The organism is Roseobacter sp. N2S (genome assembly GCF_031454055.1).
Classification (GTDB): Bacteria; Pseudomonadota; Alphaproteobacteria; order Rhodobacterales; family Rhodobacteraceae; genus Amylibacter.
The window spans coordinates 29,893-52,731 of record NZ_JAVDQB010000014.1; the positions used below are offsets into that span (position 1 = coordinate 29,893).

The window sequence follows — 22,839 nt, forward strand, 5'->3', positions numbered from 1 at the left end:
AAACTCAACCAGCCGGATAGGACGAGAATATCTCGGTGCTACCGTCCTTTTTCACCAAAAAGACATCATAGGCGTCGGAAGTTGCTCCAAAGTCCATGCCGGGTGAGCCGATTGGCATACCGGGCACAGCAAGACCGATTGCATCCGGGCGTTCCTCAAGAAGACGCGTGATGTCGGCAGGTGGCACATGCCCTTCTATCGTGTAGCCTTTGACCGTTGCGGTGTGGCATGAAAACATTGCAACAGGGATACCCCGATCCATTTTCAAACGGATCAGTGCTCCCCCAATATTTTCGCCCTCCGGTAAGAAACCAGCGTCTGAAAGTCTGTCCATCCAAGCCACACAGCATCCGCAGCCGCGCGTCTTGGCGACTTGAATGGCCGTCTGGGCTGCGGCAGCCGTTGATACGGTCGCCAGCAGCACAGCGCCAAAGATCAGTTCAATTTTGGGGAGCATGCGTTATCCTACTCGATTGTTCATATTTCGTCGCTGAGCGTCGCTGTAAACAGCGCGCGTGTTCTCTCAAGGAGCGCTGACGCACCCGCGGTATCAGAATTTTCTACCGAGGCGATCAGTTCCTTTCCAAGCGGGTTGATCGGCCGCCCGTCTATCCGTACTTCGTAGTGCAGGTTGGGGGCTGTCGCAGTACCTGTCTCGCCGACCTGACCAATGACTTCTCCGGCAAGAACGCGGTTTCCGGTTTTCAATCCATTGGGTACGGCGCTCAAATGGGCATACCGGGTCATCGTGTTGGAGCCGTGAGATATTTCTACCACTTGGCCATATCCGTTCTGCCATCCAATAAAGGAAACCCGGCCCGGTGCGGTCGCGCTGATTGGCGTCCCTTTGGCTGCTGCGTAATCGACACCAGTGTGCATTCGAACGTTGCCGTAAATTGGATGTTTGCGTCGGCCAAAAACCGAAGATAGGCGCGCGCCCTTTACAGGTGGTGCTATTCTTCGCAGGACATCCCCATTCAGATAGACAGTCGCCTTGCCGCTATCCTCGTCAGACCAAACGACTTCAAATATATCCTTCGCTAAATCAAGAGCCGCGTAGGTTAGCTTCGGTTGCCCAACTTTCGACCCGTCAGCAAGGACCGATTGTGCCCATTGGATGTCGAGTTTCTCGCCGCCTTTAAGATCTCGCCGAAAATCGATTGCATCACTTAAAATTTCGGCCAGATCGACCGCAAAGCGAGCAGGAATGCCGGCTGCATCCAAGGAAGTATAAATGGATCCGCTGACGACAAGCTGACCTGCTTGCTCGACAGACGTAAGGACGGGGGGTCTAGTGCGACCAGCGACCTTACCATCGAGTGTGACTTCGATTTGAACACCTTCATCGACTGTTAAAGCGACGAATGACGGGGACCCGTTGGGCTGAAAATTGACGCGCAGCTGATGGCCGGGTCTTAATCTGCGCAAGTCGTATTCTGCAGCAATGGCAAGAGCTACTTCGGCCCGCAGCGGTGCGTCCATATCGGCGCGGGTTAGGATTGATTCAAGCGTATCGCCATCTGTTACCGTCGCTTCCCAAGCTGGGATAGCAAGAGCTTGTGTGACTGCCGTCAGCTCATCAGGCCGAGTGAAATCGGACGAATGAAGCAATGGGGCCAGAGTAGCATTCCTGTTAACCACCTCTGTTGCAAAGGTAACGGATAAATCCAAAGAAGAGGGTTCTGCTGGTGGTTGCGAAAGCTCTGCAGCCCGAACCATCACTTCCGGAGCTGGCGCGTTCGGTGTCATCATGGTTCTGGCGGTCAGCGACGCCATAGCAGCTGCGCTGACAGCTGTTCCCAGCACGAAATATTTCAATCTCAAGTTTCTGGCCTCTCGTCTTGGCTTTGCATTGCGCGCCTTATCTTAGGCACGGCGAATTCGCGCGGTTCGTGATAATCGATCGTGGTAACGAAGCGACCTGTCGCGTCGAACAGGAAAACCCCTGCTGTGTGGTTCATCGTATAGTCGCCGTCTTCGCGCATCACCTTTTCATAGACTGCGCGAAACCCTGCCGCAGCAGAGGCGACTTGGACATCTGAACCAGTCCAACCTTGAATCTGTGGATGGAAGTAGGAGACATATTCGGCCATCACTTCGACGGTATCTCGGTCTGGATCCACGGAAATGAGGATGGTGTTAAGGGCCTCTGCGTCCGGCCCAATCTCGTCGAGCCACGCGGAAATGTCCGAAAGCGTCGTTGGACAGACGTCAGGACAATAGGTGAAGCCAAAGAAGACAAGGCTTGGCTGGCCAATGAGCGTTTTCGGGCCGACAGCTTCCCCGTTCTGATTGGTCAACTCAAAGTCCATTTCTGTCAGCGGTAGGGAACGTTTTCCCGGCACCGACGCCGCACCCGGCCCATCAACCTGCCACCATCCGATGAAAAGAACGGCTAATATCGCCAAGCCGCAGGCAATCAAGATTTTACCAATCTGTTTCATGTTGGCGTCAGCCTTCAGGGCCGCGTGCGCCGATACGCAGGACAGGCACTACAACTTCAATCTCCAACCCATCCGAAAAGAGTAGGGTCATCGGGAAAGTCTCGCCTTCCACGAGTGGCGACTGCAATTTCATCAACATGATATGATAGCTACCCGGTTCGAGTGCCAGCGTTCCTCCAACTGGGATTTCAATGTCACCTGCAGGCACCATGCGGCTGACACCTTCGTCGTTCGTCTGGGTTTCATGGATGGAAGCCATCGCCGAGATATCGGCCCGCAATCCTACCAAGTAAACTGGTACATCTCCTTCGTTCCGAAGCGCCAGATACGCGCCACCGGGGCGTGAAGTTCCAATGCTGGCACGCGCCCATGGCTGTTCAACAACGATCTTGATATCGCCTGCGTTTTCTTGCGCTGCAGAAACTGTGGAAAGTCCCATCAGTAGACCGAAGGACAGGCAGCGCAAGGTATTTGTAATATGTCTCACTGTCAGGGTTATCCAATCTGATGTTAGTTGTTTGCAGTAGCTTGGACTTCTGCCTGTACAAGCGCGATCAGTTGATCTGGACCGAAGTCGGTCAATCGCTTTCCGTTGACGAAAAAGGTCGGGGTGCCCTCGATCCCAACTGCCTTAACATCGGCCCGATCCTGATTGAGGATACCGACGATACTTGGGGATTTGATCTGGGTCGCGGCGGCATTTACGTCCAAACCTGCTGTCGCCGCGATCTGGATAATCTGTTCTGCGGCTGGCGCACCATGAGATGCCCAAGTCGGTTGATTTTCCAGCAGCGCTTCAAGCACGGGCATGAAGACATCCTGTAATCTTGCTGCTTCCAAGATTTTGATTGCCAGCTCAGACCCTTCCCCGTGGAATGGCGTGTACCGCAACACCACGCGGACATCATCGGGATTATCCGCCAGTATCTGTTTCACAATCGGGTGAAACGCGCGGCACGCCTCGCAGGCTGGGTCAAAAAATTCTACAATCGTCACCGGAGCGTCTTTGCGGCCCAAAACAGGCGAGTAAGCGCGAACGAGTTGGTCTTGCTGCTCAATAGGAGCGGCTGTCGCAGTCGGGGTCACGTTAGGACGAGAGACAAACCAGGCACCGATGGCGAAAAGCGCCAGTACAGCGGTCAGGGTTACGAGAACAAGGGTTTTGCGTGTCATGAGGCAATCCGTCGAAGTTGGAGGAGCAGGGCAGATATTACCCCGAAGGTCAAAAAGGAGAGAGCGGGAATTGGCAGGCCAAGGATCAGCATTGCGTCATCCGTGCAAGATGGTCCGGAGGCGGTGCAGGGCGTAATCGGCTCGGGCAAGACCCCAGCATATAGCAGCCAATGATAGAGCGCGATAGCACCGCCTATAACGGCGAGCGGCACCGCATATCGCCAGATGGACAGATCGGAACGCCATGCCGCAATACCAAGGATGACGGCGAGTGGGAACATGAAGGCGCGCTGCAACCAACAAAGATGACACGGGGTCTGGCCCAATACCTCACCGATGAACAGAACGGAAAGTGAAGCGGCCAAGGCGAGAAACCAAGCCGCGAACAGGAACGTTACTGACCGACTGTCTGGCGTTGATGGATCGGAAGCCATTGTCACGATCCAATCCTTTGTTGAAGGTCAGAGGCGATCTGAGAAGGATCCAAATCGTACTCGTATATTCGAACAAATTCGCCTTGCGGATCGAACAAAAGAAAAGATGAAGTATGGCCCATGGTGTATCCATCGGGTGCAGATTCATCCTCATTGCGCTGATAATAGACTTTGAAAGCTTTGGCAGTTTGTTGGGTCTGTTCCTGCGGGCCGCTTAGCCCGAGGATGCTGGGGCCAAATTGTGGGATATAGTTGGCCAGAACACTGGGCGTGTCCCGTTCCGGGTCAACTGTGATGAAAAGGGGCTGTACTGCTTCACCTTCTGCGCCCAGATCGTCCATTACCTGAGCGATTGTTGCCAGGCCCATGGGGCAGACGTCCGGACAGTTGGTGAACCCAAAGAAGACGAGCATCCATCGCCCACGGAAATCTTCGTCGGTTTGCACCATGCCATTGTGATCGGTCAATTCAAAATCAGCCAAAACAGTCTCCGCTGCAGGCAGGCGAGTGGCTGCAACCGGTAGCTGGCCACGCTCTGATATCCAAAAACCACCAACAATGGCGATCGCCACCGCAACTATGGACCAGAGAATTATCCGCACATTTGTCATTGCCAGTTTCGCCCTTAAAACAAGTCACCTCTTGGGGGGGATACAAGCTACAGCTGATAGAGGTTCAAGCAAAAAGATGCTTGGTAGGATATTATGTCACGACTTTGTGAAACCTTTGGCTTTTCAAGCGAGTTAGAACTTTGATAAGCTACAGTGACTTTAGATAAAGGAATGCACATGCTGGCAATTGGTACACTCTCGCGGAAGACTGGAACCAAAGTTCAAACAATCCGCTACTACGAACAGATTGGATTGATGAACGAGGCCGGACGGACGTCAGGTGGGCAACGGCGATATTATGAAAAAGATCTCGATCGCCTCGCCTTTATTCGACACTCGCGTCAACTTGGTTTTTCGCTCGACTCAATCCGCGAACTTCTGGACCTGTCGGACAACCCGTCTCAATCCTGTGCAGAGGCGGATTCTATCGCGCGGCGACAACTTCGCCAGGTCGAGCAGCGGATCAAACGCCTTCAGGCCCTCAAGAAGGAGTTGAAACGGATGGTTGCCGAGTGTGATGGCGAAAGCGTTGCCGAATGCAAGGTTCTTGAAGTGCTGCGAGATCACTCTGAATGTCTAACTAATCATGATGAAATCGGAGCGTGATAAGAATGGAAGAAAGTTCTTGAACCTCTAGGCACTGTAGCTCCTATCTTTCGAATATCGCAAACGATGCGTCGGATAGAGCTATGAAGAATGAAGACAACAAGACCCATCTGGGCGTTTCGCCATTACTCGATTTCGATGGGGACGCCATCGCAAATCTGATCCGTGAGCGCGGATGGTTGTCTTTGGACGAATTCCACCGGATTGGTGCTGCCTACGACTACGTGCGCAACGAAATCATTTTTGGCTACAATGCTGCAGACGACATGCCAGCCTCAGCGGTACTGCGTGACGGATATGGTCAATGCAACACCAAGGCCACGCTATTGATGGCTTTGTTGCGTGCGGTCGACATCCCTTGTCGATTGCACGGCTTCACAATCCATAAATCCTTGCAGCGTGGGATCGTACCAGAACTCATCTATCCGATTGCGCCTGAGAGCATCCTTCATAGCTGGGTGGAAATCTTGCATCGAGGGCGTTGGATCAATCTGGAAGGCTTTATTTTGGACGACGCGGTCTTGTCTGCTCTTCAGGACAGATTTGTTCGCGATAACGACAGTCTGTGTGGCTATGGGGTCGGAACAGACCGCCTTTCTTCACCATCCATCGAATGGAGCGGAACAGATACCTTCATCCAAAAAACCGGCATTAACGCCGATCTTGGTCTGTTCGACACGCCAGACGACTTTTATGCGCAGCATCAACAATCCTTTGGAGGTCTTCGTGGGCTGCTTTATCGATATCTGATCCGTCACTGGATGAATGCCCGCGTGCGACGAATACGCAGTGGGGTTGTTCCAGTGATCCCGATAGCTGAAACCAATTCTGTACAGTTTGTTCGTGAAGGCGGGGTTGGATCGTCATGACCGCTAGTTGGCTCCATTTGCGGGTAATAACTGCAATTCCAATGTTTCATGTCATCATCGCTGTTCCGTTAACAATTGTTTCCGCAATTTTACTCGCGACCGAGGGGCTTCTGGCCATGACCAGCGACCTTTTTGTTAGGCGCCTAAGTTTGTCTTCGAAGGGAGGGGCAATGGGATGGTCCTGAATATTGAGAGAAGGGCACTGAATGCCTCATGATCACGGAATAGACCCGCAGTCGGGAGACCGTCGCGTTGGAGTCGCCATTTGGGCGAACGGTCTGCTGACCGTTGCTCAAATCGTTGGCGGAATTCTTTCGGGAAGCCTCGCGTTGATCGCCGATGCCATACATAACTTCTCGGATATGGCCTCACTCGTCATCGCCTTTGGCGCGCGCAAAATCGCCCGCCGCCCGGCAGATGCAAAGATGACCTTTGGCTATGGCAGGATCGAAATCGTTGCAGCGCTGATCAACTACACGTCGCTGATTATCATTGGGATGTATCTTGTCTACGAGGGTGCAATGCGCTTCGCGGATCCACCGCAGATCGAGGGCTGGACAGTCGTAATTCTTGGTTGCGTCGCTTTAGCGGTCGACACGCTCACCGCGATGCTCACGTATTCCATGCAAAAGGGGAGCGTGAACATCCGTGCGTTGTTCTTGCACAACCTCAGTGATGCTTTGGCATCCGTCGCAGTTATCGTCGGCGGCGTTCTGATCCTGCTCTACGATATCCGTTGGGTTGATCCGGCAATTACCATAGGTATCGCTGCATATATACTTTGGCTCGCCTTTACCGAAATCGGCGGACCTATTCGGACACTTATGCTCGGCAGTCCACCGGATGTGGACATCGACGCTGTGATTGCGGCCATTGAGGACATCGACGGCGTCGAAGAACTGCATCACGCGCATTTCTGGCAAATGCAGGAACATCAAGCGGCGCTCGACACTCATGTGGTGATCGAGGACGCACGCTGGGACGATCTGGAGACTCTGAAGAAGAAAATCAAAGCCCGCCTGGAAGAGGAGTTCGGCATTTCTCATTCGACACTGGAATTCGAGCGATCATGCGACAAGCACGAAGAGGCCACACGGTATGGCCATGAATGAGTTCACAGTGCTTGCAGCAATACTTGGGTGCCTTGCCAACAGTTTATTGATTCTTGGTTTGGCATGGTCAATTTACCGACCAAAACAGCGTGTTTGGCCGCCCGAACAGTCGACAGCGATGCATCGGATCGCGGTTTGGACTCTCACTTGTATCGGCTTCGGCTCAGCAATTTTCATAGGCTTTGTCGAATGGGGCATTTTGGATGTCCCTGCATTCTTGCGGTGGGGATTGGGGCTGGTCCTGCTCATTTTTGGGAATGTCGTGGTGTGGGCTGGCGTACTTCATCTTGGCTTCGCGGCGACGAGCGGAGCAAAAGGATCTCTGCGAACCACTGGCCTTTATAGATATTCCCGAAACCCTCAATATCTGGCAGATATCGCGATCCTTGTTGGGATTGGAATCCTTTTTGCTTCGATTATGTCTTGGCCGGTGATCATCACAGGCATTGTGGCGCTTGCTCTGGCACCCTTTTCGGAAGAGCCTTGGTTGTTGGAAAAATACGGTGACGCCTATGCAGAATATCTGAGGGCGACCAGAAGGTTCTTCTAATGAACAACGCAAGTGGGGCAGGTGGTGCATTGGACCCTTTGGGCGCATCTCCAAGGAACTTTAAACAGGAAACAGGACGTTGCGACCATAGCCTTTGCACGAACATGTGATTGGTTCCACTTGGAATTACATCCGGTCACTGACATATGTTTTCCCATTACACTAACTAGGAGGTTACATTGTTATGTTAACCAGACGCCACTTTGTCCTTTCAACCACCGCATTGTTCTCGACGCCTATACCGCAGGCAGCATTGGCCGCTCCAACATCTGATAGATCGAAGTGGTCGGCTTGGGATGCACAAGTAACGCCAGCAAACTATGATCCTTCTACGTCCAATCCGTGGGGCTTTCACCCACGTTTTCTTCCTCAGCTCGTGCAGGCAAACGACGGCCTTACGCCGGGTGACATCCATGTCGATGCCGTCGCACGCTATATCTATCATATCCGCAACGACGGAACAGCGATGAGATATGGCGTTGCGATTGCTAAGGGCAATCTATACGAGCCAGGCACATATTTGATCCGGCGAAAAACCCAGTGGCCAACGTGGACGCCTACACCTGCGATGATCGAGCGGGAACCGTCAGTTTACGGTCCTGTCGCCGACGGGGTAGATGGAGGGCCTACCAATCCGCTTGGTTCCCGGGCGCTTTACCTTTTTGTTGGCAATCGCGATACGTATTTGCGCATCCACGGCACACCCAGTCCAAAATCGATTGGAGGACGCGCAAGTTCAGGATGTGTGCGTATGGTTATGGCTCACATCAATGGGCTTTATGATCAGGTATCCACTGGATCGACAGCGTTCTTGTATCCGCCTGAAGATAGAATCACCGCACAGAGCTAAGCATGCAGCCGGTCTGCACCTAATATTATCGAGATAATTCATGCCTGCGCCTGTATCAACCAGTCGCGGGCACCCCTTGCGGCCTGGTACAAATTGGGTTGCCCCTTTTCGATCTCAACGGCAAATAGGTTGTCTCAACGGGACCGACATAACGATAAACGAAGCATCCGTCTGTCGGCTCAATCCGAACGGCGTTCAAATCTTGGAACGGCGCGGCTATTTCAAGAACACCTTCTGGCAATTCTTTGATGAATCCGTCGGTTGAGGTGCCTGCTTGGCCGTCAAAATCAGCGCACCCTCCAAGCGCCAGTATCGCAAAACCAAGACCACTCGTGCTAAATTTCATTCTTACCGTTCCTTTTGATGTCGTAGTGTTCCTTGGAAACGCGAGCGAAAGCTGCATTCCCTCTTTCATCATTGAACAGCTCATTTAGGACCAGATCAACCTATGCAAGCCATCATAGCGCGAATGATCTCACTATAAGCTTTGACCACTGCATCCTATAGCCACGGACGTGCTTGTGTAACCTCCAAGATAATGGGGCATAAGACAAATGTGATTGGCTGACCTGCGCCCCCCCCCATCATTCCCCTCACGCTTTTGTGATTACAAGTTGTTTGAAGCTCCAGTGGGTGAAGGTTGTAAACCAACGAAAACAGGCAAGAGCGAAGGATTCATCATGAAGCTAGTCAAAGACTCATCTATTTCACGTCGTGGAGCACTGCTCGGTGCGGCCGCAAGTGGGGTGTTCCTAGGAACGGGCGTTGCAACCGCGCAAACCACAGCACCACTTGCTTCACCACCAGTGCGCCGCAAAATTTCGTCCTTCGCTGTCTCAAATTGGAGGGATCATTTTGACAACCTAAATAACGGAGCAATCCTGTGCGACATCGATTCCCGGGCGGTGCAATATTGGTCAGAGGATGAAAGCGTTTATAAGCTCTATCCATCCAGCGTTCCAGAGTCTGAAGAACTGACAAAACGCGGATACACCAGCGTTATCAAGAAAGTGGAAGGGCCGAGCTGGCGTCCCACCCCTTCGATGAAAATCCGCAACCCTGATTGGCCGGATTATTTTCCACCCGGTCCAGACAACCCCTTGGGCACGCATGCGCTCTACCTTTCATGGCAATATTATCGCGTCCACGGAACGGGGGACACGCGGAAGATTGGCCGCCAATCGTCGAACGGATGCATCGGTCTTTACAACGAACATATCAAAGAATTGTTCGCTTTGGCCGAAGTAGGAACACAAGTGAAACTGTTTTGATTCCGCATGACTTGTTAAAGTCTGAGCTCGTGTACCAGGGCTCATTCTACGTCCACTATCCGAAAGCCATAGCCTCATGAAGCGAAGAAAATTTCTCCTTGCCGCCGGGGCTGTCGGCGTTTTGGGCAGTCAACCGGTTTCAGCTCATGAAGTGCTTCCAAAGTATGATTTGCCGCCGGAGTACTTGCCTCAATTAGTAAGCATTCCAGCGGGCGCTGCTCCCTACGAAATTCATGTTGTACCAAGCCAGTTTGCCCTGTTCTGGACCCAACCGGATAACACTGCAATTCGGTACACCGTCGGGATCGGTCGCCCAGGTCTTTATGAGGCAGGCGAATTCTATGTTGGGGCAAAGAAGGAATGGCCCAGCTGGACACCGACCCCGGGCATGTTGCGTCGTGAGCCTCAGAAATATGGGCCGTTACGGAATGGAATGCCTGGCGGTTTGAGCAACCCTCTAGGTGCGCGCGCCCTCTACCTCTTTCAACCGGGTCGCGGCGATACCTTTTTGCGTGTGCATGGCACAAATGACCCAAGTACTATCGGCCGTGCAGTCTCAAACGGGTGCGCCAGATTGGTGAACGATCAGATTGTCCAATTTTATGATAAAGTCCCGCTGGACACGCGTGTGATCCTGTATCCCGCAACTTAGAATACTGCCTTGGCGAGATCAGCGTGTTTTTGATAGCTTTTCAGCAGAAGATTTTCTGGGGAAGATAACTCAATCACCCCCGGATACCCCCCAATCCTAGGAAGGATTCAAGATGTTATTAGCGCGACGCGGCCTGTCGAAAATTGTTCTTGCAACAGTATTAGCAGCATTTCCTGTTACTACTGTGGCCGCACAAGAACTCAATGAAGCAGATATCAAGCGTCTCGCACTTGAAGCGATCTTGGAAAAACCCGAAATTCTGATCGAAGCGCTTTCAATCCTTCAGGAACGTGAAAATGTGGCGCTCGCCGAAGCGCAGACTGACGCCCTGTCTGAGTTGCGCGATGATTTCGAACAGAATGCCCCGATCTTCGGGAACTTGGATGGCAGCGTCACACTTGTCGAGTTCTTTGACTATAACTGCGGGTATTGTCGCCGCGCTGCACCAGAGGTCAAAGCGGTACTGGAGGCAAGCAAGGATGTCCGCATTATTTATCGTGAATTCCCGATCCTAGGGCCCGGTTCCGAAGTTGCGGCGCGCGCGTCACTTGCCGCGAGAAACCAAGGTAAATATCAGCAGTTTCACGAGGCAATGATGGCATTGAACGGGCAAGCCGTTGAAGCAAGCGTTATGAAAATTGCAGGCGATGTGGGGCTCGATCTCGAAGTTTTGAAAACAGACATGCAATCAGACCTCGTGAACGAACACATTGCTGCCTCTCTGCGTTTGGCAGAAGCCTTGGGTATAACTGGAACGCCGACGTTCGTATTGGGTGACGAAATAATCCCCGGTGTTATCGAGCGCGGCGCCCTACTTGAAAAGATAGCAGTCCTCGTCCCCGAGTGAATTGGGCGAATATTGCGAAACCAAACCTTATAAGCCTTGACCTTCCACCTGCTGGAACCTCTATCTCTAAAGTTATCCGGAGCAAGAGGTCTCACTATGGAAAGCGAAAAGTCACTCACGTTCGGCATAAAAGAGATGAGTTGTGCGTCCTGTGTCGGCCGTGTGGAAAAAGCATTGAGCGCGGTATCGGGCGTCTCTCAGGCGCATGTAAATCTGGCGTCTGAAACGGCCACAATAACCGCCGATGGCACGTTTGATGCTCAAAACGTGATCACCGCGCTGGACGCGGCGGGCTATCCTGCAGAACTGAAGGCCTATCGTTTCAGCATCGAAAACATGTCTTGCGCGTCGTGCGTGGGGCGGGTCGAGCGTTCGCTATCTGCGATTCCTGGCGTCGTTTCTGTTACGGTTAATCTCGCAAAGGAAGAAGCGGCAGTGCGTGTTTTGGGCGCTGCTGTATCGTCTGCGGACATTGCCGAAACTGCGAGCGCTGCGGGCTATCCAGCGACATTGGTCACCGATCCCGGAGCGACAGACGCGACAAACGATCACAAAGTGGAAGAAGCGGCCCATCTGCGCCGGATGACACTGGTTGCTGCAGTATTCACCTTGCCGGTCTTTATCCTCGAAATGGGGAGCCACTTGATCCCGGCTCTTCACAGCTGGATCATGAATTCACTGGGGATGGGCGTCAACTGGGGCATACAATTTGTTCTGACCACCGTTGTTCTGGCTTGGCCGGGGCGACAATTCTATCTCAAGGGTTTTCCGGCGCTCTTTAAAGGCGCGCCTGACATGAATTCGCTTGTAGCCCTAGGATCTTCTGCAGCTTGGGGGTTTTCCACAGTCGCGCTTTTTGCCCCGTCGCTTTTGCCGGATGGCACGCGTGTCGTCTATTTTGAGGCGGCCGCAGTGATTGTGACGCTTATCCTGCTGGGTCGTTTTCTCGAGGCACGCGCGAAAGGGCGCACAGGTCAGGCGATCCGCAAACTGGTGGGTCTGCGGGCCAAGACAGCGCAGGTGGAACGGGACGGGCAATTGGTCGAATTGCCTGTGGACGATATCGTTGTAGATGACCTTATCCAAGCGCGTCCAGGTGAAAAGATTGCCGTCGATGGGGTCGTCGTCAAAGGTGCGTCTTATGTCGATGAAAGCATGATCACCGGAGAACCAATCCCCGTAGAAAAATTGGCGGACGCCGAGGTTGTCGGCGGCACGATCAACGGTTCCGGTGCGCTTATGTTTCGTGCGACAAAGGTGGGCGGCGATACCATGCTGGCCCAAATCATTCGCATGGTCGAAGAGGCACAGGGGGCAAAACTTCCCATCCAAGACCTCGTGAACCGGATCACACTTTGGTTTGTGCCTGCTGTGATGGGCGTCGCGGCGCTGACATTTCTGACATGGTTATTGGTCGGGCCCGACCCCGCGCTCAGTTTTGCATTAGTGGCGGCAGTGGCGGTTCTGATCATTGCCTGTCCCTGCGCAATGGGTTTGGCCACGCCGACGTCGATCATGGTCGGAACCGGCCGCGCCGCCGAATTGGGTGTGCTGTTTCGGCGCGGTGACGCGCTTCAAACGTTAAACGATGTAACGACCGTTGCTTTAGACAAGACCGGAACATTGACCGAGGGTCATCCGGAGTTAACGGATCTGACGATCACCAAAGGGTTCGAGGAGGCCGATGTGCTGCGCCTTGTCGCCTCTGTCGAGGCTATGTCGGAGCATCCGATTGCTGCGGCCATTGTCCGACATGCAAAGCAGAACGGTCTGGCACTCGCATCAATTGACGATTTTAGCTCAATCACTGGATTTGGCGTCAGTGCGGTTATTGAGGGCCGCAAAGTTTTTGTCGGTGCCGATCGGCTGATGTCCCGTGAAGGGATCGATTTGGACGCTGTTAAAAGTGTTGGCGAAACCCTTGGGCAGGAGGGTAAAACACCCCTTTTCGCGGCTATTGACGGGCAGCTTGCTGCGGTCATTGCTGTGTCCGACCCGATCAAGGCCAGCACAGCTGAGGCAATCGGCGCGCTGCATGATCTGGGACTTAAGGTTGCGATGATAACGGGCGACAACGAAGCCACAGCGCAGGCAATTGCAGCAAAACTGGGCATCGACGAGGTGGTCGCGGAAGTGTTGCCAGAGGGCAAAGTCGCAGCGATCGAAAGGCTGCAAACCGATGGGAGCAAGGTTGCCTTTGTTGGTGACGGTATCAACGATGCCCCGGCACTTGCCCGCGCAGATGTTGGCATTGCGATCGGCACGGGAACTGATGTTGCGATAGAATCGGCAGATGTCGTGTTGCTGTCTGGCGATTTGAAGGGTGTGGTGAACGCTTTGCACGTCAGCCAACGGACCATGCGCAATATTCGCCAAAACCTGTTTTGGGCCTTTGGATATAACGCATTGCTGATCCCGGTTGCGGCCGGCGTTTTCTATCCGGTCGCTGGCTTGATGCTGTCACCCGCACTTGCGGCGGGGGCCATGGCCCTGTCCAGCGTGTTCGTGCTGTCAAATGCACTCCGCTTGCGTTGGGTTGCGCCTGAACTTTCTGAGTCCGCCGCAAACGCCCGCCAAAATCGTAAACTTGTTTCAGCACCCGCAGAATAGGGATCTCAACATGAATATCGGAGACGTATCCAAGCGTGCGGGGTTGCCGCCAAAAACCATCCGTTATTATGAGGATATCGGTCTGGTGACCCCATTGCGTGATCCCAACGGGTATCGCAGTTTTCGCGGCAGCGACATGCACAAGCTCGCCTTTTTGAGTCGCGCCCGCGCATTGGGGTTCACGATAGAAGACTGCCGCAATCTCTTGGCACTCTGGGACGATAAGGATCGGGCAAGCGCGGATGTCCAGGCAATCGCAAAAGAACATCTGACACAAATTGAAAGCAAGATTGCGGACCTGCAGGATATCCGAAAGACCCTCACCCATCTTGTGAAGGAATGCGCAGGGGATGACCGTCCAGATTGCCCTATTTTACAGACTCTAGAAAATATTTCAAAACAATAACGGAACATTCCAGCGCTGGAATCTGGTTAACACAATAACAAATGAAAATTACGGAGACTTTGCATGTCCTACTGGCGTTTTTTCGCAATGATCATCACATCGACAGTGGTGATGTTTAGCTTGATGTACCTGAACACCTATGCGCTGGATCACGTTTTCTTTAGCGAAACGCGCAGTTACATGGCGATTTATATGGGGGCGGTAATGGCCTTGATCATGCTCGGCTTCATGCTGGGTATGTATAGAAATCGTCGCGCAAACATCGCGATATTCCTGGGCAGTGCCGTCGTTTTTGCTGTGTCTGTGTTCCTTGTGCGTAGCCAGACGACTGTGGATGATACATCGTGGATGCGGGCGATGATCCCTCACCATTCAATTGCGATTTTGACAAGTGAACGGGCCAATATTTCAGACCCGCGCGTGCGCGAGCTTGCGGATGGCATCATAGAAGCACAGCGCCTTGAGATCGCAGAGATGAAAGCGTTGATCGCGGACTTGGAAGGCGGCCCTGCTGCAACGCCGGAACTCGACGGAAAATAGAGGAAACTGCTATGCCACAGGATCAATCCGACAAAATCGCAAAGCTCTATCGCATGGTTATGACCGACCATACCTGTCCTTACGGTTTGAAATCAAAGGATTTGCTGCAGCGTCATGGCTTCGATGTCGAAGACCATCATCTGACCACCCGTGACGAGACTGACGCGTTCATGAAGAAACATGGCGTAGACACTACGCCCCAGACCTTCATTGATGGTGAGCGGGTAGGGGGCTATGACGCACTGCGCATCCATTTTGGATTGGACGATCCCGATGACGAAGAGTCTGATACAACCTACCAGCCCATCATCGCGATATTTGGGATGGCATTTCTGATTGCGCTTGCGCTTTCTTGGTACAGCTTTGATACAGTCTTTACCCTGCGCGCTTTTGAATGGTTTATCTCACTTTCGATGTGCTTGCTGGCTGTCCAAAAACTTCAGGACGTTGAACAATTCTCGACCATGTTTTTGAATTACGATCTGCTGGCGCAACGCTGGGTTCCTTACGGCAAGGTCTATCCATTCGGTGAGGCGATCGCGGGTATTTTGATGACCGCAGGGGCGCTGACGTGGATATCGGCTCCTGTTGCCATCTTCATAGGCTGCATCGGCGCGGTGTCGGTTATAAAGGCGGTCTATATCGACAAGCGAGAGCTTAAATGTGCATGCGTAGGTGGGGCCAGCAACGTCCCGTTGGGATTCATATCGCTTACAGAAAACATAATGATGTTCGTGATGGGTTTCTGGATGCTTGGTAAGATGTTCTCATCTTGAACGTAGTGCCAGTAAGGTCAGCGGTTCTACGCCACTCTCACAAAAAAGTTGGAAACCTTCCAGCGCTGGATGGATTGACAGGGGATAAAGGGTGCCCCAAAGGTGTGTAATGAAAGTGAAAAATACGATTTCAGCATGGATAAGGGCACTGACGTGTTTGTCGTTCGCCATTGCGCTGGTGTTTTCTGCTCCTTCCGCGTCACATGCTGCATCTGGTATGCACGGTGGTCAACATGCTGCGACTGAAAGCTCCGATCATAAAGTCGACAGTCAGGCTCACGGTGCAATGACACTGCATGACATGCCTGTAGCTGCAACCGAAACGGCTGATGAGACACAGGCATCAAGCGAGTGTTGCAATGGTATTTGCATCTCCGTTGCGATCACGGACACCGATGTATTTTCGGCCGACCAAGCGACAAATGAAGAATATCTGATGCTTCATGCTCAAACAAACTCGATTGATTCATCGGGTTTTCTACGGCCTCCCCAGTTCTTGATCTGATCTACGGCTCTTAGCGGAGCCTTCGTTTTACGCACGGCTGTGCGTAAGTCCGAAGTTCACCAATCAGGTTACTTTCATGAAAATTCATCTACTTGTGGGGGCTTCGGCCCTCGGGCTTGGCGCATGCGCCTATGAGCCCACCCCCTTGCCGTCCGTCGCGACCCAACAGGCCGTCGTCAACGCGGCAGTTTCGTCACCGATCAGCTATCAGGACCCCTTGGCGGGCTACACCTATCGCGGCCCTACAGGTCCCCGCGACTGGCGTTCCGTCAATCAAGAACAGACGGAGGGCAACTGATGCGGGTATCGAAATTTCCGCTGGTTTTCGGCTTTCCGCTAATCTTGGGTGCCTGTGCTACAGCAGTGCCGGGCATCTACACGGAACCAAAAGCTGGCTTCGCCAATATTTCCAGCCAGGTCACACCAGCCATCGGCAAACGGACAGCCTTCGCCGAAACCCAGGCCGAAAACGAGGCCTTGAAGAAGCAGGTGCACGCAATGGTGCACCGCAAGACCATTTCGGCGGACACCGCCGTTCAGGTTGCGCTTCTGAACAACAAGGGGTTGCAGGCGTCTTATGCGAATGTCGGCCTATCCGCCGCTGAGGCCTGGCAGCAATCGACCCCGGAAAACCCGATCGTTTCGATTGGTGTATTGGGCATCGGTGCGCCCGAACTGGGTGCCTACAGAGCGATCGAAGGACTGATACGGTCGAACGTACTCGATGCCACCACCCGTAAACAACGTGTGGCCATTGCTGACGCAAGCTTCCGGCAGGCACAGCTCAACGCGGTGAACGACACACTCGCGCTGGCCAATCAGACGCGGAAGGCATGGGTCGATGCCGTAGCCGCCTTCGAGGCCGTGAGCTATCTGCGCCGTGCGAAAGCGACCTCTGACGCCGGATCGGAATTGGCGATGAGGCTTGGCGAGACCGGCGCGCTCAACACAGCCGGGCAGGCCCGTGAACAGGCATTCAATGCCGAACTCGCCGGACAACTTGCCCAGGCACGCTTGAATGCTACCCGGTCCAAAGAGCAGCTGACCAGGCTCATGGGACTTTGGGGCACCGAAGTCGACTATTATGTGCCCGATGCCCTTCCTGCGCTGCCGCGTTCCGTCGGCCGTGTGACTGACATCGAAGCGAAAGCATTGCGAAATCGGGTTGATCTGCGCGTTGCCAAACTTGGCCTGGAAGCACAGGCCAAGGCGTTTGGTCTGACTGATCAGACTCGCATTATCAGCGATCTCGAATTCATTGCCGGGTTCGAAGCGGAGCGGGAAATTGAGGACGGAGAAACGGAGACCGTGACCACCCCTCAGGTGGAGGTGGAGTTCGCAATCCCTATCTACGACACCGGGAAGGCACGGATGCGCAAGGCGGAATTGTCGTACCTGCAAGCAGCCAACGTGCTGGCAGAAAGAGCCGTCAACGTCCGGTCCGAAGCGCGTGGTGCTGAAGCCTCCTATCACGCCGCGTATAAGATCGCCCGCCACTATCGCGACGTTCTGGTGCCGCTACGCACGACCGTCGAAGAAGAGGGTCTGCTGTCCTACAACGGCATGATCACCAACACTTTCGAGCTGCTGACAGATGTGCGGGAGAAACTTGGCGCATCGCTGGAAGCGGCAAATGCAAAACGCGAATTCTACATGGCTCAGGCTGACCTGACCGCTGCGATCTATGGCGGCGGCGATGGCGGTGGTGCTGGTGGAGAAGGCGCGACACTTGCCGCCGGTGGCGGCGCAGGACACTGAAAGGAACTGACATGTTGAACAGACGTCAATTACTCGGAGCCGGCGCGGCAGGTGCAACGCTGGTCTCTTCGAAAGCCTGGGGTCAAACCCTGAACATGGGTTTGCCCGAGGCCGCGCAGATGGACAGTGCGGCAACGGCGATCACCGCGCGTCCCAGTTCTGGCCCGGATTACACACCTGTGGTCACATTGAACGGGTGGACCCTGCCACACCGGATGAACAACGGCGTGAAGGAATTTCACCTTGTGGCCGAACCGGTCGAACGCGAGCTGGCCGATGGCATGATCGCGCATTTGTGGGGCTATAACGGCCAATCCACCGGCCCGACGATAGAAGCTGTCGAAGGCGACCGGGTGCGCATCTACGTCACCAATAAGCTGCCGGAAGGCACTACGGTGCACTGGCACGGGCTCATTCTCCCCTCAGGCATGGATGGGGTCTCCGGGTTGAGCCATCCAAGCATCCCGCCGGGCAAAACCTTCGTCTATGAATTCGACTTGGTGAAGTCCGGAACGTTCATGTACCACCCCCACGGCGATGAAATGACCCAGATGGCGATGGGGATGATGGGCATGTTCGTGGTCCACCCCAAGGATCCCACATTCATGCCGGTGGATCGTGATTTCCTGATCATGCTGAATGCTTTCGACATCGATCCGGGGACCTATGTACCCCGCATCATGACGATGACGGATTTCAATCTTTGGACCTGGAACAGCCGGATCTTCCCCGACATTGATCCGCTTGTCGTGAACAAAGGTGACAAGGTGCGCGTTCGCGTCGGCAACCTGACGATGACAAACCATCCCATCCACATGCATGGCTACGACTTCAAGGTCACCTGTACCGATGGTGGCTGGGTGCCGCCTGAAGCGCAGTGGCCCGAGGTTAGCATCGACATTCCGGTAGGCGCGATGCGCGCTTACGAGTTTGTGGCAGAACATCTGGGGGATTGGGCTATCCACTGTCACAAGTCACATCACACGATGAACGCAATGGGGCATGATGTGCCCACGTTCATCGGCGTGAACAAGAAACCGCTCACCCAGAAAATCCGGCAATTCCAGCCCGAATACATGCCTATGGGCATGTCTGGAATGGGGGACATGGCCAAAATGTCCATGCCACTTCCAGACAACACCATTCCGATGATGACAGGATGGGGGCCGTATGGACCGATTGAGATGGGCGGCATGTTTTCGGTTGTGAAGGTGCGGGATGGCATCGACGCGGACGATTACGAAGATCCCGGGTGGTACGAAAATCCTCCGGGTGAGATGGCTTACGAATGGACAGGCGAACTTCCCGAATTTGCCTCCAACAAAAGCCCAAAAACACTACTGACACCTAAACCAACGCAGAAGGGCTAACTGGCCCTCTGTCTTAACTTTACCAAACTTAAAAACAGGACGAAAAAATGAAAAAACTACTTCTGAGTACCGCTATCACATTTGCATTCGCAACAGGCGCTTTTGCAGATGCCGGTCATGCCAAGAAAGAAACATCCGAAGCACCGGAAATGATGATCGGTATGCCGGGCGATTCAGCAAAGGTTGATCGTACAATCGATGTCATTCTGCTCGAAAACGATGACGGCGAAATGCTGATCCAGAGCGAAGAGATGAATATCAAGCAAGGTGAGACCATTCTGTTCAAGATCAAGAACGAAGGCGAGCTAGAGCATGAGTTTGTCCTTGATACTGTGGAGCGCAATGCCGAGCACAAGATCGAGATGGCAAAAATGGACATGGAGCATGACGATCCTAATCGCATTCGCCTTGATTCTGGCGCATCTGGTGAAGTGGTGTGGACTTTTGCCAATGCCGGTACGTTTGAAGCGGCTTGCCTGATCCCTGGCCACTACGAGTCCGGCATGCACCGCGAAGTTGCTGTCGGCGAGCAGATGGCGCAGGCTGACGTGGAATACACGTCTGGCAAAATCAAGAAAGTCGACGCCAAGGCTGGAAAAGTGACCATCATTCATGGCCCACTGGTCAACCTCGACATGCCTGCGATGACGATGGTGTTTCGTGCTGACGAAGCAATGATTGCCAGTTTGTCTGAAGGTCAGAATATCGAGTTTGTCGCTGATCGAGTCAAAGGGAAACTGACCGTTACTCAACTAAAATAGCGCGGAATGGAGGGGCATTGATAGGTTCAGTGCCCCTTAACCTCCCGAATTTATCCAAGCGGCGGTCAACAGGGTGAGCGCAGCAAAATGTTAAAATTCCAGTGGATCACGCAAATTATGAAGCTGCTGACTTTGATATGCATTTCTTTTGTTTCTGTCGCTCTCCCTACGTGGGCTGGGAATGCTGAGGCCGCACCGAAGGGTCAGCCACACGAGCGGCCTTACGAAACGCCCGGACATGAACCTATGGGAAAACCAAATGACGGAGTTCCAGTCGATAGAATAATTAAGGTGAATATCAAAGAAACACAGAGCGGATATATGCTCTTCGAACCTGATGCGATCCAGATAGCGAGCGGCTCGGTCGTTCGGTTTATCATAATCAATTCTGGAGCGCTTGATCACGAGTTCATGTTGGGCTCCTTCGACGAAATCGCAAAACACCAACACTGGATGCGGAAATTTCCAGACATGGAACATGATTATGCAAATTCTGTATCAATCAGGAGCGGTGAAGTAGGAGAGCTTGTTTGGCAGTTTTCCGATGCCACCAACATGGAATTCGCTTGCCTGATCCCTGGCCATCGCGAAGCTGGAATGTGGGGTGTGATCATGGTTCACGATCACTTGGCTCCTACGCGAGAGAATTGAAGGTTTAGAGTGACTCTCCTAGACAGATATCATGATCTGCTCCACGATTTCACTGCATTCGTTGGCTATCAGTATGACGAAACAGCCCCCGACTGGATCCACCCTTTCATCCATGTAATCTTTGTGGTGGTACCTGCGATGCTTGTCAGCGTTGTTGTGTACTTGATCATAACCGGTATCCTTCGTCGATTGAGCCAGAAAAACGTCTGTGTTCCACAGCCACAAACAGTTCGTGGACTGGATACAAGTCTTTTCAAGACGGTGTTGCAGTACACTCGAAAGCAACAGGTATTAATGATTTTGCTCAGTCTGGTTGCGATGCCGATCCTTTATGTCACATTGGAGCTGCCTAAACAGATTGTGAATAATGCCTTGAATGCAGAGCGTTTCCCGCTTGAGTTTTTCGGGTATGGCTTTGATCAAGTCACGCTGCTGATGGTCTTGTCCGGCCTTTATCTGATGGCGATCAGCCTGAATGGGTTGAACAAATATGTACTGAACGTTTTTAAGGGTTATGTGGCTGAACGATTTTTGCGTCGTTTCCGGCTGCTGATCTATCGGCAATGGCGCAATGATGTGGAAGCGCAAAAACAAAGTGAAATCATCCCGATCCTTGCACAAGAGGTCGAACCCGTTGGAGGTTTTGCCGCGGATGTGATCACATTGCCAATCTTGCAGGGTGGTACGTTGCTGACCATCCTCCTGTTTATGTTCATGCAAGATCCGGTGTTGGGTGCTGCAGCGCTAACCGTACTGCCCATACAATTGATCTTGCTCCCTAAACTTCAACGCCGCGTCAACATACTTTCGCGCAAGAGGATCAAAGAAGTCAGACTGCTGGGCAAGCAACTCAGCGATCAGCTAAGCGACGGGCAATCCAGTCATTCGGGACTTGAGCAAGCCGGCAAGAATTTTCGGGAGTTAGAGGTCGTCAGGCGGCAAATCTTTCGTTTGAAATTTTTCATCAAAGCCCTCAACAACTTTCTGACAGCGATCACACCGTTTCTGTTTTATTCTCTTGGTGGCTACTTCGTGATTGAGGGTCGGATCAGCCTTGGAGCGCTTGTTGCTGTGTTGGCCGCACACAAAGACTTCTCGGCGCCTTTGAAAGAACTCTTTCGCTACTATCAAACCTTGGAAGACACCCGGATCCGGTATCACGAGATTACTTTGTTCTTCTCGAAAAACCCACGACCCATAAGAGTGGTTAAGGTTCGAGAACCGTCACTGACAATGGTACGCGCATGAAACATAATGACCCGTTTTCGAAGGAGGGACAAAAATGAGGCGGGGAGCAATATTCTTTGCACTGGTCGCGCTGGCTGCAGCGGTATGGTATTTGACGTTATCAGCAAGCCCCAACGTAGACACCCAAAAACGCGGAACCGTGACTCTGGCGGACGGTGCGATTGTCACTGTCCAGGTGCCCGCTTCGTTCTCAAACCAAGAAGAGATTGGGCAGCGCGCCTATGATGCCGTTTGTGCTACCTGCCACGGTAAGAATGCACAGGGCAGGGATGGTATTGCCCCGCCTTTGGTTCATAGAATCTACGAACCTGGCCACCACGGTGATATGGCTTTTGTGCTGGCCGCGAAAAACGGTGTTCGCGCTCATCATTGGAAATTTGGTAACATGCCTGCCGTTGAAAATGTGTCACAGGCAGACGTTCTGAATATCGTGGCCTATGTGCGCGCACTACAAAGAGAAAATGGGATCAATTGAAGTCATGCAACCGCGTCTTCTTACTAAACGCAAGATATTCTCGGGCCAGCTGGTTTCAGCGGCAACGCCCGCGATCAGGACAGGACATGTGCTTCATAGCCTGCAGACTTCATGGCTTCGATCAACATCCCAGTGTTGGAGAAACTTCGTACTGAGACTTCTCGACTTGTCAAATCAACGTCGACGACAGCATCCGCATCCACTGATGCAACGGCTTTCTCGATCGAAGATTTGCAATGGCCACAACTCATCTGTGGCACGGAAAATTTTGTCATGTTTGCTCCTCTCATCCCAATTTTCTCTAGCAGGTTTCTACGCTG

Annotated in this window: 29 protein-coding genes; 20 read left to right on the forward strand and 9 right to left on the reverse strand. The window is 53.0% G+C overall.

Going from position 1 to position 22,839, the window contains the following annotated elements; translation table 11 throughout:
* Window positions 1-4: 4 nt before the first annotated feature.
* The 7 genes from GGE09_RS21185 to GGE09_RS21215 are packed head-to-tail and all read right to left on the reverse strand — an operon-like array spanning window position 5 to window position 4,662.
* Window positions 5-457, reverse strand: coding sequence for a DUF411 domain-containing protein (locus GGE09_RS21185; RefSeq protein WP_309748138.1), 453 nt, complete (start codon window positions 455-457; stop codon window positions 5-7).
* A 20-nt stretch (window positions 458-477) separates the two neighbouring features.
* The gene (locus tag GGE09_RS21190) at window positions 478-1,818 is read right to left on the reverse strand and encodes a M23 family metallopeptidase (protein ID WP_309748139.1); all 1,341 of its coding nucleotides are present in this window, start codon (window positions 1,816-1,818) and stop codon (window positions 478-480) included.
* A 2-nt stretch (window positions 1,819-1,820) separates the two neighbouring features.
* On the reverse strand, window positions 1,821-2,444 hold the full coding sequence (locus GGE09_RS21195) for an SCO family protein (RefSeq protein ID WP_188678725.1): 624 nt from the start codon (window positions 2,442-2,444) through the stop codon (window positions 1,821-1,823).
* Window positions 2,445-2,451: 7 nt separating this feature from the next.
* The gene (locus GGE09_RS21200; protein WP_309748140.1) at window positions 2,452-2,931 is read right to left on the reverse strand and encodes a copper chaperone PCu(A)C; all 480 of its coding nucleotides are present in this window, start codon (window positions 2,929-2,931) and stop codon (window positions 2,452-2,454) included.
* Window positions 2,932-2,954: 23 nt separating this feature from the next.
* Window positions 2,955-3,617: a thioredoxin domain-containing protein gene (locus GGE09_RS21205; RefSeq protein ID WP_188678721.1), complete on the reverse strand. Its 663-nt coding sequence runs from the start codon at window positions 3,615-3,617 to the stop codon at window positions 2,955-2,957.
* Window positions 3,614-4,051, reverse strand: coding sequence for a disulfide bond formation protein B (locus GGE09_RS21210; protein ID WP_188678773.1), 438 nt, complete (start codon window positions 4,049-4,051; stop codon window positions 3,614-3,616). The genes GGE09_RS21205 and GGE09_RS21210 overlap by 4 nt, the downstream gene beginning before the upstream one ends.
* A gap of 2 nt (window positions 4,052-4,053) precedes the next feature.
* The gene (locus GGE09_RS21215) at window positions 4,054-4,662 is read right to left on the reverse strand and encodes an SCO family protein (protein WP_188678719.1); all 609 of its coding nucleotides are present in this window, start codon (window positions 4,660-4,662) and stop codon (window positions 4,054-4,056) included.
* A 177-nt stretch (window positions 4,663-4,839) separates the two neighbouring features.
* Here GGE09_RS21215 and GGE09_RS21220 point away from each other — a divergent pair, with 177 nt between their 5' ends.
* The 5 genes from GGE09_RS21220 (at window position 4,840) to GGE09_RS21240 (ending at window position 8,649) form a co-directional block, all read left to right on the forward strand.
* Window positions 4,840-5,268 (forward strand): helix-turn-helix domain-containing protein, encoded by a 429-nt coding sequence (locus GGE09_RS21220; RefSeq protein WP_188678717.1) that lies wholly within the window; start codon window positions 4,840-4,842, stop codon window positions 5,266-5,268.
* Between the two features lie 83 nt (window positions 5,269-5,351).
* Window positions 5,352-6,137: a transglutaminase family protein gene (locus GGE09_RS21225; protein WP_309748141.1), complete on the forward strand. Its 786-nt coding sequence runs from the start codon at window positions 5,352-5,354 to the stop codon at window positions 6,135-6,137.
* Window positions 6,138-6,343: 206 nt separating this feature from the next.
* Complete coding sequence (locus tag GGE09_RS21230; RefSeq protein ID WP_309748142.1) at window positions 6,344-7,249, forward strand: cation diffusion facilitator family transporter; 906 nt, start codon at window positions 6,344-6,346, stop codon at window positions 7,247-7,249.
* Window positions 7,242-7,799 (forward strand): methyltransferase, encoded by a 558-nt coding sequence (locus GGE09_RS21235; protein WP_309748143.1) that lies wholly within the window; start codon window positions 7,242-7,244, stop codon window positions 7,797-7,799. The genes GGE09_RS21230 and GGE09_RS21235 overlap by 8 nt, the downstream gene beginning before the upstream one ends.
* A 184-nt stretch (window positions 7,800-7,983) precedes the next feature.
* On the forward strand, window positions 7,984-8,649 hold the full coding sequence (locus GGE09_RS21240) for a L,D-transpeptidase (RefSeq protein ID WP_188678709.1): 666 nt from the start codon (window positions 7,984-7,986) through the stop codon (window positions 8,647-8,649).
* A 55-nt stretch (window positions 8,650-8,704) separates the two neighbouring features.
* Here GGE09_RS21240 and GGE09_RS21245 read toward each other — a convergent pair whose 3' ends face one another.
* Complete coding sequence (locus GGE09_RS21245; protein WP_188678708.1) at window positions 8,705-8,995, reverse strand: hypothetical protein; 291 nt, start codon at window positions 8,993-8,995, stop codon at window positions 8,705-8,707.
* A 334-nt stretch (window positions 8,996-9,329) separates the two neighbouring features.
* On the opposite strand from GGE09_RS21245, the gene GGE09_RS21250 reads away from it, so the two are divergent.
* The 15 genes from GGE09_RS21250 to GGE09_RS21320 all read left to right on the forward strand — a co-directional run bounded on the left by GGE09_RS21250 (window position 9,330) and on the right by GGE09_RS21320 (window position 22,519).
* Entirely contained in the window at window positions 9,330-9,920 is a 591-nt protein-coding gene (locus tag GGE09_RS21250; RefSeq protein ID WP_309748178.1) for a L,D-transpeptidase, read from the forward strand.
* A 76-nt stretch (window positions 9,921-9,996) separates the two neighbouring features.
* Window positions 9,997-10,572, forward strand: coding sequence for a L,D-transpeptidase (locus GGE09_RS21255; protein ID WP_309748144.1), 576 nt, complete (start codon window positions 9,997-9,999; stop codon window positions 10,570-10,572).
* 112 nt (window positions 10,573-10,684) lie between these two features.
* Window positions 10,685-11,419, forward strand: a complete 735-nt coding sequence (locus GGE09_RS21260) for a DsbA family protein (RefSeq protein WP_309748145.1) — start codon at window positions 10,685-10,687, stop codon at window positions 11,417-11,419.
* A 96-nt stretch (window positions 11,420-11,515) separates the two neighbouring features.
* Window positions 11,516-14,029 carry a heavy metal translocating P-type ATPase gene (locus tag GGE09_RS21265; protein WP_309748146.1) on the forward strand — a complete coding sequence of 838 codons (2,514 nt, stop codon included), beginning with the start codon at window positions 11,516-11,518 and terminating at the stop codon, window positions 14,027-14,029.
* A 10-nt stretch (window positions 14,030-14,039) separates the two neighbouring features.
* A complete protein-coding gene (cueR, locus tag GGE09_RS21270; protein WP_188678704.1) occupies window positions 14,040-14,435 on the forward strand; it encodes a Cu(I)-responsive transcriptional regulator in 396 nt (131 codons plus the stop codon).
* Window positions 14,436-14,498: 63 nt separating this feature from the next.
* Entirely contained in the window at window positions 14,499-14,975 is a 477-nt protein-coding gene (locus GGE09_RS21275; protein ID WP_309748147.1) for a DUF305 domain-containing protein, read from the forward strand.
* An 11-nt stretch (window positions 14,976-14,986) separates the two neighbouring features.
* Window positions 14,987-15,751 (forward strand): glutaredoxin family protein, encoded by a 765-nt coding sequence (locus GGE09_RS21280; protein WP_188678700.1) that lies wholly within the window; start codon window positions 14,987-14,989, stop codon window positions 15,749-15,751.
* Between the two features lie 109 nt (window positions 15,752-15,860).
* Window positions 15,861-16,256 carry a hypothetical protein gene (locus GGE09_RS21285; protein WP_309748148.1) on the forward strand — a complete coding sequence of 132 codons (396 nt, stop codon included), beginning with the start codon at window positions 15,861-15,863 and terminating at the stop codon, window positions 16,254-16,256.
* A 76-nt stretch (window positions 16,257-16,332) separates the two neighbouring features.
* Window positions 16,333-16,554: a hypothetical protein gene (locus tag GGE09_RS21290; protein WP_188678696.1), complete on the forward strand. Its 222-nt coding sequence runs from the start codon at window positions 16,333-16,335 to the stop codon at window positions 16,552-16,554.
* Entirely contained in the window at window positions 16,554-18,014 is a 1,461-nt protein-coding gene (locus GGE09_RS21295; protein ID WP_188678694.1) for a TolC family protein, read from the forward strand. The genes GGE09_RS21290 and GGE09_RS21295 overlap by 1 nt, the downstream gene beginning before the upstream one ends.
* A gap of 11 nt (window positions 18,015-18,025) precedes the next feature.
* Window positions 18,026-19,384, forward strand: a complete 1,359-nt coding sequence (locus GGE09_RS21300) for a multicopper oxidase family protein (RefSeq protein ID WP_188678691.1) — start codon at window positions 18,026-18,028, stop codon at window positions 19,382-19,384.
* Window positions 19,385-19,431: 47 nt separating this feature from the next.
* Entirely contained in the window at window positions 19,432-20,145 is a 714-nt protein-coding gene (locus GGE09_RS21305) for a copper-binding protein (RefSeq protein WP_188678689.1), read from the forward strand.
* A gap of 87 nt (window positions 20,146-20,232) precedes the next feature.
* Window positions 20,233-20,796 (forward strand): plastocyanin/azurin family copper-binding protein, encoded by a 564-nt coding sequence (locus GGE09_RS21310; RefSeq protein WP_309748149.1) that lies wholly within the window; start codon window positions 20,233-20,235, stop codon window positions 20,794-20,796.
* 9 nt (window positions 20,797-20,805) lie between these two features.
* The gene (locus tag GGE09_RS21315; protein ID WP_309748150.1) at window positions 20,806-22,044 is read left to right on the forward strand and encodes an ABC transporter ATP-binding protein; all 1,239 of its coding nucleotides are present in this window, start codon (window positions 20,806-20,808) and stop codon (window positions 22,042-22,044) included.
* A gap of 34 nt (window positions 22,045-22,078) precedes the next feature.
* Window positions 22,079-22,519, forward strand: a complete 441-nt coding sequence (locus tag GGE09_RS21320; protein WP_309748151.1) for a cytochrome c — start codon at window positions 22,079-22,081, stop codon at window positions 22,517-22,519.
* A gap of 74 nt (window positions 22,520-22,593) precedes the next feature.
* Here the strand turns inward: GGE09_RS21320 and GGE09_RS21325 are convergent, their stop codons facing one another.
* Window positions 22,594-22,794 carry a heavy-metal-associated domain-containing protein gene (locus GGE09_RS21325; protein WP_188678686.1) on the reverse strand — a complete coding sequence of 67 codons (201 nt, stop codon included), beginning with the start codon at window positions 22,792-22,794 and terminating at the stop codon, window positions 22,594-22,596.
* Between the last annotated feature and the right edge of the window lie 45 nt (window positions 22,795-22,839).

Excerpts from the sequence above, each read along its gene's own strand:
- GGE09_RS21185 (WP_309748138.1), bottom strand. The coding sequence starts at position 457 with ATGCTCCCCAAAATTGAACTGATCTTTGGCGCTGTGCTGCTGGCGACC.
- GGE09_RS21195 (WP_188678725.1), bottom strand. The coding sequence starts at position 2,444 with ATGAAACAGATTGGTAAAATCTTGATTGCCTGCGGCTTGGCGATATTA.
- GGE09_RS21205 (WP_188678721.1), bottom strand. The coding sequence starts at position 3,617 with ATGACACGCAAAACCCTTGTTCTCGTAACCCTGACCGCTGTACTGGCG.
- GGE09_RS21210 (WP_188678773.1), bottom strand. The coding sequence starts at position 4,051 with ATGGCTTCCGATCCATCAACGCCAGACAGTCGGTCAGTAACGTTCCTG.
- GGE09_RS21215 (WP_188678719.1), bottom strand. The coding sequence starts at position 4,662 with ATGACAAATGTGCGGATAATTCTCTGGTCCATAGTTGCGGTGGCGATC.
- GGE09_RS21220 (WP_188678717.1), top strand. The coding sequence starts at position 4,840 with ATGCTGGCAATTGGTACACTCTCGCGGAAGACTGGAACCAAAGTTCAA.
- GGE09_RS21225 (WP_309748141.1), top strand. The coding sequence starts at position 5,352 with ATGAAGAATGAAGACAACAAGACCCATCTGGGCGTTTCGCCATTACTC.
- GGE09_RS21230 (WP_309748142.1), top strand. The coding sequence starts at position 6,344 with ATGCCTCATGATCACGGAATAGACCCGCAGTCGGGAGACCGTCGCGTT.
- GGE09_RS21235 (WP_309748143.1), top strand. The coding sequence starts at position 7,242 with ATGAATGAGTTCACAGTGCTTGCAGCAATACTTGGGTGCCTTGCCAAC.
- GGE09_RS21240 (WP_188678709.1), top strand. The coding sequence starts at position 7,984 with ATGTTAACCAGACGCCACTTTGTCCTTTCAACCACCGCATTGTTCTCG.
- GGE09_RS21245 (WP_188678708.1), bottom strand. The coding sequence starts at position 8,995 with ATGAAATTTAGCACGAGTGGTCTTGGTTTTGCGATACTGGCGCTTGGA.
- GGE09_RS21250 (WP_309748178.1), top strand. The coding sequence starts at position 9,330 with ATGAAGCTAGTCAAAGACTCATCTATTTCACGTCGTGGAGCACTGCTC.
- GGE09_RS21255 (WP_309748144.1), top strand. The coding sequence starts at position 9,997 with ATGAAGCGAAGAAAATTTCTCCTTGCCGCCGGGGCTGTCGGCGTTTTG.
- GGE09_RS21260 (WP_309748145.1), top strand. The coding sequence starts at position 10,685 with ATGTTATTAGCGCGACGCGGCCTGTCGAAAATTGTTCTTGCAACAGTA.
- GGE09_RS21265 (WP_309748146.1), top strand. The coding sequence starts at position 11,516 with ATGGAAAGCGAAAAGTCACTCACGTTCGGCATAAAAGAGATGAGTTGT.
- cueR (WP_188678704.1), top strand. The coding sequence starts at position 14,040 with ATGAATATCGGAGACGTATCCAAGCGTGCGGGGTTGCCGCCAAAAACC.
- GGE09_RS21275 (WP_309748147.1), top strand. The coding sequence starts at position 14,499 with ATGTCCTACTGGCGTTTTTTCGCAATGATCATCACATCGACAGTGGTG.
- GGE09_RS21280 (WP_188678700.1), top strand. The coding sequence starts at position 14,987 with ATGCCACAGGATCAATCCGACAAAATCGCAAAGCTCTATCGCATGGTT.
- GGE09_RS21285 (WP_309748148.1), top strand. The coding sequence starts at position 15,861 with ATGAAAGTGAAAAATACGATTTCAGCATGGATAAGGGCACTGACGTGT.
- GGE09_RS21290 (WP_188678696.1), top strand. The coding sequence starts at position 16,333 with ATGAAAATTCATCTACTTGTGGGGGCTTCGGCCCTCGGGCTTGGCGCA.
- GGE09_RS21295 (WP_188678694.1), top strand. The coding sequence starts at position 16,554 with ATGCGGGTATCGAAATTTCCGCTGGTTTTCGGCTTTCCGCTAATCTTG.
- GGE09_RS21300 (WP_188678691.1), top strand. The coding sequence starts at position 18,026 with ATGTTGAACAGACGTCAATTACTCGGAGCCGGCGCGGCAGGTGCAACG.
- GGE09_RS21305 (WP_188678689.1), top strand. The coding sequence starts at position 19,432 with ATGAAAAAACTACTTCTGAGTACCGCTATCACATTTGCATTCGCAACA.
- GGE09_RS21310 (WP_309748149.1), top strand. The coding sequence starts at position 20,233 with ATGTTAAAATTCCAGTGGATCACGCAAATTATGAAGCTGCTGACTTTG.
- GGE09_RS21320 (WP_309748151.1), top strand. The coding sequence starts at position 22,079 with ATGAGGCGGGGAGCAATATTCTTTGCACTGGTCGCGCTGGCTGCAGCG.
- GGE09_RS21325 (WP_188678686.1), bottom strand. The coding sequence starts at position 22,794 with ATGACAAAATTTTCCGTGCCACAGATGAGTTGTGGCCATTGCAAATCT.